The sequence below is a fragment of the Modicisalibacter sp. MOD 31.J genome, from assembly GCF_020147985.1.
In the GTDB taxonomy this organism is placed as follows: Bacteria; Pseudomonadota; Gammaproteobacteria; order Pseudomonadales; family Halomonadaceae; genus Modicisalibacter; species Modicisalibacter coralii.
The window spans coordinates 99,778-112,828 of the sequence record NZ_JAGXFF010000006.1; the positions used below are offsets into that span (position 1 = coordinate 99,778).

Here is a 13,051-nt window from a genome sequence, read left to right on the forward strand (position 1 = left end):
ACCCGCAGGCCCGTCGCCGGCAAACGCGAAACTCAGCCCTCGCGGGCGATGGTGTTCTGCTCGGCCTGTTCCTTTTCGCGAACCTTGTCGCGGATCAGCCGCTCGAGGTCGTCGACCAGATGGTCGTTGCGCAGCTTCTGGGCGGGCTTGCCATCGATGTAGACGAGGTTGGCGGGACTGCCGCCGGTCAGGCCGATGTCGCTCTCCTTGGCCTCGCCGGGGCCGTTGACCACGCAGCCGATCACCGAGACGTCGAGCGGCGTCATGATGTCGTCGAGGCGTTCCTCGAGGGCGTTCATGGTGCCGATCACGTCGAAGTTCTGACGCGAGCAGCTGGGACAGGCGACGAAGTTGATGCCCTTGGAGCGCAGGCGCAGGCTCTTGAGCATGTCGTAGCCGACCTTGACCTCCTCGACCGGGTCGGCGGCCAGCGACACGCGGATGGTGTCGCCGATGCCGTCCATCAGCAGCATGCCCAGTCCGATGGACGACTTGACGGTGCCCGAGCGCAGGCCGCCGGCCTCGGTGATCCCCAGGTGCAGCGGCTGTTCGATGCGCGTGGCCAGGTCGCGGTAGGCGGCGACCGCCATGAACACGTCGGAGGCCTTGACGCTGACCTTGAAGTCGGGGAAATCGAGCCGGTCGAGGTGGTCGATGTGGCGCATCGCCGACTCCACCAGCGCGGCGGGGGTGGGCTCGCCGTACTTGCGCTGCAGGCTCTTCTCGAGCGAACCGGCGTTGACGCCGATACGGATCGGGATGCCGTTGTCGCGGGCGGCGCTGACCACTGCCTGCACCCGATCCTCGCGGCCGATGTTGCCGGGGTTGATGCGCAGGCAGTCGACGCCCAGTTCGGCGACACGCAGGGCGATCTTGTAGTCGAAATGGATGTCGGCGACCAGGGGCACCGGCGAGCGGGCCTTGATCCGTCCGAACGCCTCGGCGGCATCCATGGTCGGTACCGAGACGCGCACGATGTCGGCGCCGGCCATGGCCAGGCGGTTGATCTGCTCGACGGTGGCATCGACGTCGAGGGTGTCGGTGTTGGTCATGCTCTGTACGGAGATGGGCGCATCGCCGCCCACCGCCACGGAGCCGACGTGAATCTGGCGCGACTTGCGCCGCTGGATCGGAGACTGAGCGTGCATTGCGAATTACTCTCCCAGGGACTCGCCCAGCGTGAAACGGGCGACATTGTTGCCGCCGGTGTGAGCGCCGAGGTCGACGGGCTTGCCGCGATAGCTCAGCTCGACGCCGCTGGCATTGCCGATGGTCAGGCGAAACGGGGGTTCGCCCTCGGCGGTTGCCTGGGTACCGGCGGACTGCAGACCGACCAGGATGCGTCGGTCGTTGGCGTCGAAGATCTCGGTCCACGACTGTTCGTTGAAGGTGAATGACAGTCGACGGGCATTGTCCGCCGCCGCACTGGTCGACTCGACCGCCGCCGCCGTGGCCTGATCGTCGTCGGCACCGGTCGCGTCACCGCTGTTGCCGGCGGCGGGTGTGTCGCCGGCACTGGCGGTGCCACCCGTGGTACTGGTACTGGCGGTGTCGGTTGTCGGCGTATCGGTGGCATTCGCCTGCTCGCTGGCCGGGTCGCCGCCGGCCGGGGTGGCGGTGGCGTCTTCGCCGCCCTGGTCCGGTGCGTCGTTGTCGTCGACCAGGCCGAGCTGGCTTTCCTTCTCGGGCAGCGGCGGGAGGTTCTCGTCGTCGGTGCCGGTCGAGGTGGTGATATCGCCGTTCGTCGACTCGCTCGCCGGCGCGTCGCTGACGCTCTGGGTGGCGGTTTCCTCGCTGTCGCCGAGGCCCAGCAGATCGTTACCGTTGCGGCTCTGCCACCACACCAGGGTCAGGCCGATCAGACCGGCGATCACCAGCAGCGTGAACAGCTTGATGACCCAGGCGCCGACCCGCGACGGTGGCCGGGACACCTGAACCGGCGTGATGCGTCGGTCGATGTCGCTCTTGGTGTCGCCGTAGAGGCGGTTGTAGGCCCCCACGACCTCGCTTTCCTCGAGGCCCATCAGGCGGGCGTAGGCGCGCAGGTAGCCGCGCCGATAGGCGGCGATGGGAATCTCGCTGTACTGGTCGCTTTCGAGCCCGGTGACCACCGCCGGACGCAGGTTGAGCTGCACCGCCACTTCCTCGAGGGACAGCCCCTGACGCTCGCGCTCGCGCCTGAGCAGCTCGCCCGGCGAGTCGTTCCGGGCGTTGACGTCGGGGTCGAGACTGGCTTCGTGTCGTTGTGGTGTGTCGCTCATGACTGAGCAGTCCTCTTGAAATCGTGGTCAGGGGGCTTGCCGGGACTCGTTCAACTGCCGGGAATAGAAAGCGGCCGTGGCACCGTCGCCGCGCGCGCTGGCGATCTGCTCGGCCAGACGCAGACTGTCGGGCGTGGTGCCGACCAACCGGATGAAGCGTTGCAGTTGGGTCCAGGCGCGATCGTCGTCGCCCCGTGCGTGGAGTGTTTCGGCGAGCGCCAGATAACTCGGCGCGTAACGTGGGTCGATCGCCTGGGCTTTCTCGAGATCCTCGATGGCCGCCTGGCGATCGCCGAGATCGCGCCGGCAGCGCCCCAGATTGGTGAACAGCTGGGCGCGATTGTCGTAATGGATGTCCCGGGTGGCCCGCTGGAGCTGGTCGCAGGCCTCGGCCACGTCGCCCTGGGCATAGAGAAAGGCCGCATAGTTGTTGCGGGCCCGGGTGAAGTCGGGGGCGGCGTCGAGCGCACGGCGGAAGAACTGCCGCGCCAGATCGCTCTCGCCCTGGCGTTGATAGAGCAGGGCGCTGGCCTGAAGGGCATCCGGGTCGTCGGGATCGATCGACAGCGCCTTGTCGAGCTTGTCGCGAGCCCGGGGCAAGTTGCCCTGACGCATGTATTCGATACCCATCGTCACGTTGAGCTTCACCGCCTGGGCGGGGTTCGCGCCGCTCTCCAGGCCGTCGGACTGCGTGGTGGCGCAGCCGGACAGCCAGAGCATGCCGAGCAGGGCGGCACACCACAGCGGGGCGAATGACGGACGTTGGCGACGAATCATGCACTCCTCTCGACAGTGACGGTCCCGGTCAGGACTCGCGTCGAATCAATACATTGCGGGGTGACGATGTCGAGTCGACCCGTGACGGCGAAGCGTACTCATAAAAGCGCCGCGCCGAGTTGAAGTCAAGGACACCCCGGCGACTCAGTCGGCATCCAGCTGAATCGATTGGATATAGCGTTCGTGGCGGCGGGTGCGGTCCTTGACCCGACCGACCAGCTGACCGCAGGCGGCATCGATGTCGTCGCCGCGGGTGCTACGGATCGGTGCCGTGTAGCCGAGTTCGTAGAGCCACTGCTGAAAGCGCATGGTCTGGTTGCGCGAGGGCTTCTCGTAGCCCGAATGCGGAAACGGGTTGAACGGAATCAGGTTGATCTTGCACGGCAGTTCGTCGAGCAGCGCGGCGAGCTGTTCGGCGTGCTCGCGCTGGTCGTTGACGTCCTTGATCAGCGTGTACTCGATGGTGATCAGGCGCGTGTCGTCGCACTTGGCCAGGTAGCGCTGGCAGGCATCGAGCAGCTTGCGAATATCGTACTTGCGATTGAGCGGCACCAGTTCGTTGCGCAGCTCGTCGTTGGCGGCGTGCAGCGAGATCGCCAGGCTCACGTCGATCTCGTCGCCGAGCTTGTCGATCATCGGCACCACGCCGGAGGTCGACAGCGTCACGCGGCGCTTGGACAGCCCGTAGCCGTTGTCGTCGAGCATCAGCTTCATCGCCGACACGACGTTGTCGTAGTTGAGCAGCGGTTCGCCCATGCCCATCATCACTACGTTGGTGACCGGGCGGTTGGCGGTATCGCGACGCGGCCCCGCGCTGCGGCTGGCGACCCACACCTGACCGATGACCTCGGCGGCGGTGAGGTTGCGCTGAAAGCCCTGCTTGCCGGTGGAACAGAAGCTGCAGTCCAGCGAGCAGCCGACCTGCGACGACACGCACAGTGTGCGCCGGTTGCCGTTCTCCGAGGGGATCAGCACGGTCTCGACGTAGCTGCCGTCCTCGACCTCGAGCACCCACTTGCGCGTGCCGTCGCTCGACGTGCCCTCGTAGACCACCCCGGGGCCGCGAATCTCGGCCACTTCGGCCAGGCGTGCGCGCAGGGCCTTGGAGAGGTTGGTCATGGCCTCGAAGTCGTCGCAGCCTTCGTGATGGATCCACTTCATCACCTGGCTGGCGCGAAATTTCTTCTCGCCGATCGAGACGAAGAAGGCTTCCATCTGCTCGCGGGACAGGCCGAGCAGATTGGTGCGAGGGGTATGGGTGGTGGCGCTCATGATGGTCAACCGATGGTCGGTGGGGCGGACGGCGAGGGGCCCGGAGCGGTCGGAGCGGGAGCCTGCGGCCCCCGCGAACCGGCTCAGCGCGGGCAGATCTCGTCGGCGCCGAAGAAGAAGGCCACTTCGCGCTCGGCGGATTCCGGCGAGTCGGAACCGTGCACGGCGTTGGCGTCGATGGACTGCGCGTAGTCGGCACGGATGGTGCCCGGCGCGGCTTCCTGCGGGTTGGTGGCGCCCATCAGGTCACGGTTCTTGGCGATGGCGTCCTCGCCTTCCAGGACCTGGACGACCACCGGGCCGGAGGTCATGAAACCGACCAGCTCACCGAAGAAGCCGCGCTCCTTGTGCTCGGCATAGAAGCCTTCGGCCTGCTCCTTGGACAGGTGCAGCATCTTGGCCGCGACGACCTTGAGGCCGGCCTTCTCGAAGCGGCTGATGATCTCGCCGATGACGTTCTTAGAAACGGCGTCGGGCTTGATGATGGACAGCGTGCGCTGGGTTGCCATGCAGGGTATCTCCGTGAACAGGGGATGGCGTGAATACGGCTGCGCGCCGCGAGGATCGCAGCGCGCAGGAGTCGGGTTCAGGTGCCGGACCGCGGGGGCCGGGCTGAAAAGCGCCTAATTATAGCGGCTCTGACGCGGCTTGACACCCCGCGCGGCCGGCGCTCACCGGGGGCTTACAAAAACCGGGTCAGACGCTGAAGCTCTCGCCACAACCGCACTGGTCCTTGACGTTGGGGTTGTTGAAGCGAAAGAAGCGGTTGAGTCCCTCGTTGACGTAGTCGACCTCGCTGCCGTCGAGCATCTCGAGCGCCTCGGGAGCGACGAACACCTTGGCGCCGTGCGCTTCGAAGGCCACGTCCCTGTCGATCGCCTCGTCGGCGAAGTCGAGCACATAGCTGTAGCCGGAGCAGCCGCTGGGCTTGACGCTCACGCGCAGGCCCAGGCCGTGCCCGCGTTCGTCGAGCACGCGATGGATCTGATCGGCGGCGGCGGGGGTGATCGAGAGTTGCGCCATGGTGGATCCTCCTGACTGCGAAGCGGCGATTCGTGCGAGCGAATCAGCCGCGTAAGGTGGTGATGGCATGCCGAATGTCGGCGACGGCGGTGTCGATGTCGGCCTCGTCGGTGAAGCGGCCGAAGCTGAAGCGCAGCGCCGTCAGCGCCCGTGCGCGGGGCACGCCGATGCCTTTCAGGACATAGGATGGCTCGACGCTCGCCGAATTGCAGGCCGAACCGGTGGAGACCGCGATCCCGCGCAGTGCCATGAGCAGCGACTCGCCGTCGACGCCGTCGAACGACAGATTGACGATGTTGGGCACCGCCACGCCGACGTCGGTGTTGCGGTGCACGCCCTGGAGGTCGTCGAGTCCGGTCAGGAAACGCTGCGCCAGGGTGGCGATGCGCGCCTGGTCGGCCTCGCCTTCGGCCTCGGCCAGGGCAAAGGCCTCGCCCATGCCGACGATCTGGTGGGTGGGCAGGGTGCCGGAGCGCATGCCGCGCTCGTGACCGCCGCCGTGGATCAGGGCCTCGAGGCGGATGTCGGGGCTGCGCCTGACGTAGAGCGCGCCGACCCCCTTGGGGCCGTAGGCCTTGTGCCCGGACAGCGACATCAGGTCGATACCCAGGTCGACGACGTCCAGCGGGATCCGGCCCACCGCCTGGGCGGCGTCGACGTGGAACACCGCATCGCGGGCGTGGACCACCGCCGACAGCGCGGCCAGGTCGTTGATCGTGCCCAGCTCGTTGTTGACCGCCATCAGCGATACCAGCACAGTGTCGTCGCGCATCGCCGCGGCCAGGCGGGTCGGGGCGATGCGGCCGTCGTGACCGGGTTCCAACCAGGTCACCTCGACGCCCTCGCGCTCCAGTGCCTGGGCGGTGTCGACCACCGCCTTGTGTTCGATGGTCGAGGTCACCAGATGATTGCCGCGATGGCGGTTGGCGCGCATGAAGCCGATCAGCGCCAGGTTGTCGGCCTCGGTGGCCCCCGAGGTCCAGACGATCTCGCGGGGGTCGGCACCGATCAGATCGGCGACCTGACGGCGCGCCCCCTCCACCGCCTGTTCGGCCTGCCAGCCGGGCATGTGACTGCGCGAGGCCGGATTGGCGAAGACGCCATCCAGGGTCAGGTAGCGTGCCATGGTCTCGGCGACGCGGGGGTCGGCCGGCGTGGTGGCAGCGTAATCGAGATAGATGGGTGCGTTCATGGCTCTCTGTATACGAGTCGCGGCGCGGCCGGGGCGGCGCTCAGGGTGACGAGACGGCGATGGTGCTGTCGGCGACGTGGAGGCGCTGACGCTCGGCGATGTAGCGCACTTCCTCGCGTTCGACCAGCGTGCCCAGCGTGATGCCCTCGAGAAACCCGTGAATCTCCTGCGACAGCTCGCACCACAGATGATGCGTCAGGCAGGTGCGGCCCTGCTGGCAGTCCGACAGGCCCTGACAGCGGGTGGCGTCGACCGATTCGTCGACGGCGTCGATCACCCGTGCCACCGAGACGGCGTGCGGGGCCACGGCCAGCAGGTAGCCGCCGCCCGGACCGCGCACGCTCTTGACCAGCTTGGCGCGCCGCAGCCGGGCGAAGAGCTGCTCCAGATAGGACAGCGAAATACCCTGGCGCTGCGAGATGTCGGCGAGGCTGATCGGCCCCTGGTCGCCATGCAGGGCCAGGTCGAGCATCGCGGTAACGGCGTAACGTCCTTTGGTGGTCAGGCGCATAGGGCGGTCGGGTTCGAGACGGCGAGCGAATGGCCGCGGGTCCTGCCGTGGCTCGTGGCGAGCCGCCGGGACCGACGGAATAGTGCGCTCATTATGAGAAAACCCAGTATGACGGTCAACTACTTGCCTGGCGGTGAACGGGCCTAGCGGCGCTCGCCGGAACGCCGGCGTTCGGTCTCGTCGCTTTCGGCGCTGGCCTCGACGGCCTCGTCATTGGCAGTGGTCTCGCTGCCGCAGCAGCTGTCGACGTCGGCGAGAATCTCGGCGAAGTCCTCGTCGCGCAATTCCGGCAACCGGCCTTCCCGGTAGCCGGCGTCGAGCTTGCGCAGCGTCGAGCACATGCGTTCGATGCGCTGGTCGACGGCGTGCATGTGATCGAGCATCGCCTGCATCGAGCGAGCCACCGGGTCGGGCATGTCCTGGCTGACGCCATAGGCGTCGAAACCGAATTTCTGGCGGATCGCCTCGCGACGCTCGGGGTCGAAGTTGGGCACCTCCTCGGCGTCGGGATCGGCGCGCTTGACGATCTTGCCGGGAATGCCGACCACCGTGGCGCCCGCCGGCACGGCCTTGGTGATCACCGCGTTGGAGCCGATCTTGGCGCCGGCGCCGACGGTGAAGGGGCCGAGGATCTTGGCGCCGGCGCCGACGATCACGCCGTCTTCCAGCGTCGGGTGGCGCTTGCCCTTGTTCCAGCTGGTGCCGCCCAGGGTGACGCCCTGATAGAGCGTGACGTCGTCGCCCACTTCGGCGGTCTCACCGATCACCACGCCCATGCCGTGGTCGATGAAGAAGCGCCGGCCGATGCGCGCCCCGGGGTGGATCTCGATGCCGGTCAGCCAGCGCGCCAGGCTCGAGACGCTCTTGGCCAGCCACTTGCAATCGCGATGCCACAGCCAGTGACTCACATGGTGGGCGAGCAGGGCATGCAGACCCGGATAGTTGGTCAGCACCTCGAGGAAGTTGCGTGCCGCCGGGTCGCGGTCGAACACGCTGTTGATGTCTTCACGCAGACGGCGAAACATGAAGCGTTCCTTGTTGACGGATCGGCGGGCGCAGGCCACGGCCGCTGACGGGATGATCATCCATTATTGGGGCGCCGCGCGCGCCCTGCAAGGCACCGCTCAGCGCCCGCCGGTACGCTTCTCGATGGCGCTGAGAATGCCGCGCAGGATGTTGACCTCCAGGGTATCCGGCCGGGCGCGCAGGTAGAGGCGGCGCAGGCGGGCCATCAACTGACGGGGTTTTTCGGGATCGTGGAAGCCGATGGCGATCAGCACCCGTTCGAGGTGCGCGAAGTAGCGTTCCAGGTCGGCGTGCTCGGCCGGCGGGTTGTCCCAGTCGATGCCGAACGGCGCGGCGTCGCTGCGGGAATGCTCGGCGCCGGCCAGCCAGGCCAGGCGGCATTCGTAGGCCACGACCTGCACCGCGGCGGCGAGGTTCAGCGAGCTGAACTCGGCGTCGGTGGGAATGTGCACGTGGCGGTGGCAATGCTGCAGCTCGGCGTTGGTCAGGCCGGTATCCTCGCGACCGAAGACCAGCGCGACCCGTGCCTGCCGCCCGGCCAGCTCGGCGGGCAGCGATTCGCCGAGCTGGCGCGGGGTGATCATCGGCCAGGGCAGGGTCCGCGAGCGGGCGCTGGCACCCACCACCAGGGTGGCGTCGGCGACCGCCGCTTCCAGCGTCGTGTGCTGCACGGCCCCGACAAGCAACGCATCGGCGCCCGAGGCCCGCGAGATCGAGTCGCTGGTCTGGACCTCGCAGCGCGGGGCGACCAGGGCCAGGTCCGACAGGCCCATGTTCTTCATCGCCCGACAGGTGGCGCCGATGTTGCCGGGGTGACTGGTACCGATCAGCACGATGCGCAGCTGATCGAGGGAGAAGGACGGGTCGGACATGGGCATCACGGGTGGCGGATTTCGGGGCGGGCATTCTAGCATGCCTGAGGGCGTCGCGATTCCCTCGCGGCGCCGGGTCTGCTAGCATGCGCGGCGTTCTTTAACAGTTACCGACCCGTCAAGGCCCGATCATGCATCCGATGGTCCAATTCGCGCTGCGCGCCGCGCGCAGCGCCGCCGAGCAATTCGTCCGTGTCCGCGAACGCATCGAAGTTGCCCACGAAGACCGCAACCTCGATCGCCTGCTGGAGGACACCGCCCGCAACGCCGAGACCCTGATCGTCCGTCAGCTCTCGCGCGGTTATCCCCAGCACGGCGTATCCGGCCGTTACACCCCGCATCGCGACGGCGAGGGCGAAGGCCGCGACATCGTCTGGCGGATCGAACCCTTCCACGGCTACTCCAATCTCGGTACCGCGAGTGCCGGCTTTGCGCTGTCGCTGGTCTGCCTGGTCAAGGGGCGCCCCGAACACGCCGTGGTGATCTGCCCGTTCAGCGACGACGAGTACCTCGCCAGCCGCGGGCGCGGCGCCCAGCACAACGGCAAGCGTATCCGCGTCAGCAAGGCCAACGGCATCGACGGCATCCGCCTGGCCATGAGCCTGCCGGAAACCTGGCTGCGCTCGCGTCACCTGCCGACCTATCTGACGCTGGTCCAGCAGCTGGGGCCGCGCGTCGACACGCTCACCGCCAGCGGTTGCGGTCTGCTCGACATTGCCGAGATGGCCGCCGGCCGCGTCGATGCGGTCTTCGTGTTGGGCCTCGAGGAGCAGGACAGCCTGGTCGGTACCCTGATGCTCAAGGAAGCCGGTGCCCTGATGGGCGGCCCCGACGGCGCACCCAGCGTGGCGCCGGAGGCCAGCCTGATGGCCGCCAGTCCGCGGCTCTACAAGACGCTGGTGCAGACCCTCAAGCCTCACGTCTGAAGCCCTGCCCGCACGACTCTAAAAACCCCGCTCGCGATCTCGCGAGCGGGGTTTTTTCATGCCTGCCCGATGGCGTATGGGACGGCTAGCTCCGCGTTCCCGACGCCGGCCCGATCAGGTGCTTGACCTCCAGGTAACCGGCCAGCCCCCAGGGGCCGAGTTCGCGGCCGATGCCGCTGCGCCCGAAACCGCCCCAGCCGGCCTCGGGCAGTACCAGCTGTTCGCTGTTGAACCACACGCTGCCGGCGCGCAGGGCACGGCCGACCCGCCGGGCGCGCTCGGGGTCACCACTGATCACCGTGGCGGCGAGACCGAACTCGCTGGCGTTGGCCAGGGCAATCGCCTCGGCGTCGTCGGCCACGCTGCGTGCGCAGAGCACCGGGCCGAAGATCTCCTCGCGCCACAGACGGCTGGTCAGCGGCACATCGCGATACAGGGTCGGGGCGACGAACTCGCCGCGGGCCGGCAGCTGGCGATGGCGGGCGTCACGCACCGCGACGAGCCCCTCCTCCCGGGCAATGGCCAGATAGCCCTCGACGGCGTCGCGCTGGCGGGCGCTGGTCATCGGCCCCATGTCGGTATCGTCGGCCAGCGGGTCGCCCAGGCGGATGGCGTCGATGCGCTCGCCCAGGGCGGCGTAGAGCGGCTCGGCCAGCGAGGCGTGGACCAGCAGTCGCGAGGTCGCCGAGCAGACCTGGCCGCTGTTGAAGAAGAGGCCCGCCATCACCCAGTCGGCGGCTTGGGCGACGTCGGCGTCGTCGAGCACCAGGATCGGCGACTTGCCGCCGAGTTCCAGCGACACGCTGCGGCTGCCGGTGGCGGCGGCGCGCATCACCGCTTCTCCTACCGCGTTGCTGCCGGTGAAGGAGAGCTTGTCGATGCCGGGGTGCGCGCTCAGCGGCGCGCCGATGCCCGCGCCGTCGCCGAGCAGCAGATTGAACACCCCGGCGGGCAGGCCGATTTCGACGGCGATCTCGGCCAGTGCCAGCTCCGGCAGCGGCACCACTTCGGAGGGCTTGAACACCAGTGTGCAGCCGGCGGCCAGTGCCGGGGCGATCTTCCAGGCGCTGGTCACCAGCGGGAAGTTCCAGGGCGTGATCAGCCCCACGACCCCGGCCGGGTCCTCGTAGACCCGCGCCTCGACGCCGTCCAGGGCGTGCTCGACGAGCCGGCCCTGGCGGGCGTCCAGGGCCCGCGCCTGGCCGGCGTAGTAGCGATAGCAGGCGATGGCGTCGTCCATGTCGATGGCGGTCTCGGCCAGCGCCTTGCCGTTGTTGGTGGCGGACAGGCGCATCAGCGTCTCGCGGCGGCGCTCGAGGGCGTCGGCGAAGGCCTCCAGATAGCCGGCGCGACGTTCACCGCCGAGGGCCTGCCAGGCGGGCAGCGCGCGGCGTGCCGCGGCCACCGCCGCGTCGACGTCGGCAGCATCGCCGGCGGTGATATCGGCGAGCCGCTCCTGGCGATAAGGGTCCATCACCGGCAGCCGCCGCGTGCCCGGCGAGGGCGCCCAGCGGTTGTCGATGAACTGGTGGTCGAGTCGTTGCATGACGAAGGTCTCGTGTCGGGGTCAGCCGTTAGGCCAGCGGTGAGCGTCGATTTCGATCAGGCAAGGTCCGTCGTCGGCACGCGTGGCGATTGCCGCGGCCAGCGCCCTCGGCGAGTCGACCCGGCTCGCCTGGCAGCCGAAGCCGGCAGCCAGGGTCTGGAAGTCCGGCGCCCGGAGATCGACGCCGCAGCGTGGTACCTCGTGGGCATCCATGTAGCGGCGGATTTCCTCGTAGCCGGCGTTGTGCCAGAGCAGCACGACCACCGGCAGGCGTTCCTCGACGGCGGTGGCCAGCTCGCTCAGGGTGAACATCGCCCCGCCGTCGCCGACCAGCGCGACCACCGGCAGGTCGGGCCGGGCCAGGCTGGCGCCGAGTGCCGCGGGCAGGCCGTAGCCGAGGGTGCCGAAGCCGGTCGAGGCGTTGAAGTAGCGCCGCGGCTCGGGTTGGCTGACCAGGTGGTTGGCGGCGTAGACCGGGGCGGTGGAGTCGCCGACCAGCACCGCCTCCGGCAGTGCCTGGCGCAAGGTGTCGAACAGTGGCACGAAGGGCGCCAGGGCCGGATCGTCGGCCAGCGCCAGGGCCTCGAGCGTGCGCGTGGTACGGGCGACGCCGTCGCGGCTCATGGGCTCTGGCACGAACGCCAGCAACTGGCGCAACGCGCCGGCCGCATCGCCCACCAGACCCAGGCTCGTGGCCTGGTTGCGCACCAGTTGCTGGGCGTCGATGTCGATGCGGATCAGCCGGCCGTCGAGCGTGAAGCCGTCATCGAACACCACGTCGTAGTCGGTCTCGCCGAGCTCGGTGCCCACGGCGAGGATCACGTCCGCCTCGCGGGCGAGTTCGCGCACCGCCGGCAGGGCGGCATTGGCGCCGAGATCCAACGGATGGTCGCGGCCCAGCAGACCCTTGGCGTTGATGGTGGTGACGGTCGGCGCGTCGAGACGCTCGACCAGCGTCCGCGCGGCCTCGGGGGCGTCGACGCAGCCACCACCGAGCAGCACCAGCGGGCGCTCGGCCTCGCGCAGCCAACTGGCGGCCAGCGCCAGCCCCTGCGGGTCGACCGCAGGCGGATACAGGCGCGGGCCCGTCCAGTCGCGCGGCGTGGCGGCCGGCATGGCGAACAGGTCGATGGGGATCTCGATGTGCACCGGTCCCGGGCGCGCCGAGGCGAATGTCGCGAACGCCCGGTCCAGTACCTCGGGCAGGGCGGCAGGGTCGAGCAGGGTATGGCTGAAGCGCGCCACCCCGGCGAGTGTCTGCTGCTGGCTGGGCAGTTCGTGCAGCCGTCCCTGACCGCGACCCAGGGTGTCGCGGCGGTTGACGCTGGAGATCACCAGCATCGGCACCGAGTCGGCGAGCGCCTGGCCCATGGCGGTGGCGATGTTGGTCATGCCCGGGCCGGTGATGATCAGGCATACCCCGGGCTTGCCGCTGGCGCGGGCGTAGCCGTCCGCCATGAAGCCCGCGCCCTGCTCGTGGCGTGGGGTGACGTGGCGCAGTGGCTGGCCGTCGAGCCCGCGATAGAGCTCGACGGTGTGCACCCCGGGAATGCCGAAGACGGTGTCCACACCGTGGCGCTCGACCAGCAAGTGAATCAGCAGCTCGGCACAGGTCATGGGCGTTTCTCTCTCGTCTCTCTCGCGA

13 protein-coding genes are annotated in these 13,051 nt (G+C 68.6%); 1 reads left to right on the plus strand and 12 read right to left on the minus strand.

Going from position 1 to position 13,051, the window contains the following annotated elements; translation table 11 throughout:
- Positions 1–32: 32 nt before the first annotated feature.
- From ispG to KGR00_RS20280, 10 genes are all read right to left on the minus strand, one after another.
- Positions 33–1,148, minus strand: a complete 1,116-nt coding sequence (ispG, locus tag KGR00_RS20235; RefSeq protein WP_224419082.1) for a flavodoxin-dependent (E)-4-hydroxy-3-methylbut-2-enyl-diphosphate synthase — start codon at positions 1,146–1,148, stop codon at positions 33–35.
- A gap of 6 nt (positions 1,149–1,154) precedes the next feature.
- Entirely contained in the window at positions 1,155–2,261 is a 1,107-nt protein-coding gene (locus KGR00_RS20240) for a RodZ domain-containing protein (RefSeq protein WP_224419083.1), read from the minus strand.
- 27 nt (positions 2,262–2,288) lie between these two features.
- Positions 2,289–3,038 (minus strand): type IV pilus biogenesis/stability protein PilW, encoded by a 750-nt coding sequence (gene pilW, locus KGR00_RS20245; RefSeq protein ID WP_224419084.1) that lies wholly within the window; start codon positions 3,036–3,038, stop codon positions 2,289–2,291.
- 144 nt (positions 3,039–3,182) lie between these two features.
- On the minus strand, positions 3,183–4,310 hold the full coding sequence (gene rlmN / locus KGR00_RS20250; protein WP_224419085.1) for a 23S rRNA (adenine(2503)-C(2))-methyltransferase RlmN: 1,128 nt from the start codon (positions 4,308–4,310) through the stop codon (positions 3,183–3,185).
- Between the two features lie 83 nt (positions 4,311–4,393).
- Positions 4,394–4,819 carry a nucleoside-diphosphate kinase gene (ndk, locus tag KGR00_RS20255; protein WP_129139265.1) on the minus strand — a complete coding sequence of 142 codons (426 nt, stop codon included), beginning with the start codon at positions 4,817–4,819 and terminating at the stop codon, positions 4,394–4,396.
- A gap of 187 nt (positions 4,820–5,006) precedes the next feature.
- A complete protein-coding gene (locus KGR00_RS20260) occupies positions 5,007–5,333 on the minus strand; it encodes an iron-sulfur cluster assembly accessory protein (RefSeq protein ID WP_224419086.1) in 327 nt (108 codons plus the stop codon).
- A 43-nt stretch (positions 5,334–5,376) separates the two neighbouring features.
- The gene (locus KGR00_RS20265; protein ID WP_224419087.1) at positions 5,377–6,525 is read right to left on the minus strand and encodes an aminotransferase class V-fold PLP-dependent enzyme; all 1,149 of its coding nucleotides are present in this window, start codon (positions 6,523–6,525) and stop codon (positions 5,377–5,379) included.
- 40 nt (positions 6,526–6,565) lie between these two features.
- On the minus strand, positions 6,566–7,036 hold the full coding sequence (iscR, locus tag KGR00_RS20270) for a Fe-S cluster assembly transcriptional regulator IscR (RefSeq protein WP_224419088.1): 471 nt from the start codon (positions 7,034–7,036) through the stop codon (positions 6,566–6,568).
- A gap of 143 nt (positions 7,037–7,179) precedes the next feature.
- Positions 7,180–8,121, minus strand: coding sequence for a serine O-acetyltransferase (gene cysE / locus KGR00_RS20275; RefSeq protein WP_224419089.1), 942 nt, complete (start codon positions 8,119–8,121; stop codon positions 7,180–7,182).
- A 39-nt stretch (positions 8,122–8,160) separates the two neighbouring features.
- Positions 8,161–8,940 carry an RNA methyltransferase gene (locus tag KGR00_RS20280; RefSeq protein WP_224419872.1) on the minus strand — a complete coding sequence of 260 codons (780 nt, stop codon included), beginning with the start codon at positions 8,938–8,940 and terminating at the stop codon, positions 8,161–8,163.
- A gap of 125 nt (positions 8,941–9,065) precedes the next feature.
- Here KGR00_RS20280 and KGR00_RS20285 point away from each other — a divergent pair, with 125 nt between their 5' ends.
- Positions 9,066–9,860 (plus strand): inositol monophosphatase family protein, encoded by a 795-nt coding sequence (locus KGR00_RS20285; protein ID WP_224419090.1) that lies wholly within the window; start codon positions 9,066–9,068, stop codon positions 9,858–9,860.
- 85 nt (positions 9,861–9,945) lie between these two features.
- Here KGR00_RS20285 and KGR00_RS20290 read toward each other — a convergent pair whose 3' ends face one another.
- Positions 9,946–11,406: an aldehyde dehydrogenase family protein gene (locus tag KGR00_RS20290; RefSeq protein ID WP_224419091.1), complete on the minus strand. Its 1,461-nt coding sequence runs from the start codon at positions 11,404–11,406 to the stop codon at positions 9,946–9,948.
- A 21-nt stretch (positions 11,407–11,427) separates the two neighbouring features.
- Positions 11,428–13,023 (minus strand): 5-guanidino-2-oxopentanoate decarboxylase, encoded by a 1,596-nt coding sequence (locus KGR00_RS20295; protein WP_224419092.1) that lies wholly within the window; start codon positions 13,021–13,023, stop codon positions 11,428–11,430.
- Positions 13,024–13,051 lie beyond the last annotated feature (28 nt).

What these genes read in the sequence shown, in the direction of transcription:
- ispG (WP_224419082.1), bottom strand. Translation starts at nt 1,148, where the DNA reads ATGCACGCTCAGTCTCCGATCCAGCGGCGCAAGTCGCGCCAGATTCAC.
- KGR00_RS20240 (WP_224419083.1), bottom strand. Translation starts at nt 2,261, where the DNA reads ATGAGCGACACACCACAACGACACGAAGCCAGTCTCGACCCCGACGTC.
- pilW (WP_224419084.1), bottom strand. Translation starts at nt 3,038, where the DNA reads ATGATTCGTCGCCAACGTCCGTCATTCGCCCCGCTGTGGTGTGCCGCC.
- rlmN (WP_224419085.1), bottom strand. Translation starts at nt 4,310, where the DNA reads ATGAGCGCCACCACCCATACCCCTCGCACCAATCTGCTCGGCCTGTCC.
- ndk (WP_129139265.1), bottom strand. Translation starts at nt 4,819, where the DNA reads ATGGCAACCCAGCGCACGCTGTCCATCATCAAGCCCGACGCCGTTTCT.
- KGR00_RS20260 (WP_224419086.1), bottom strand. Translation starts at nt 5,333, where the DNA reads ATGGCGCAACTCTCGATCACCCCCGCCGCCGCCGATCAGATCCATCGC.
- KGR00_RS20265 (WP_224419087.1), bottom strand. Translation starts at nt 6,525, where the DNA reads ATGAACGCACCCATCTATCTCGATTACGCTGCCACCACGCCGGCCGAC.
- iscR (WP_224419088.1), bottom strand. Translation starts at nt 7,036, where the DNA reads ATGCGCCTGACCACCAAAGGACGTTACGCCGTTACCGCGATGCTCGAC.
- cysE (WP_224419089.1), bottom strand. Translation starts at nt 8,121, where the DNA reads ATGATCATCCCGTCAGCGGCCGTGGCCTGCGCCCGCCGATCCGTCAAC.
- KGR00_RS20280 (WP_224419872.1), bottom strand. Translation starts at nt 8,940, where the DNA reads ATGCCCATGTCCGACCCGTCCTTCTCCCTCGATCAGCTGCGCATCGTG.
- KGR00_RS20285 (WP_224419090.1), top strand. Translation starts at nt 9,066, where the DNA reads ATGCATCCGATGGTCCAATTCGCGCTGCGCGCCGCGCGCAGCGCCGCC.
- KGR00_RS20290 (WP_224419091.1), bottom strand. Translation starts at nt 11,406, where the DNA reads ATGCAACGACTCGACCACCAGTTCATCGACAACCGCTGGGCGCCCTCG.
- KGR00_RS20295 (WP_224419092.1), bottom strand. Translation starts at nt 13,023, where the DNA reads ATGACCTGTGCCGAGCTGCTGATTCACTTGCTGGTCGAGCGCCACGGT.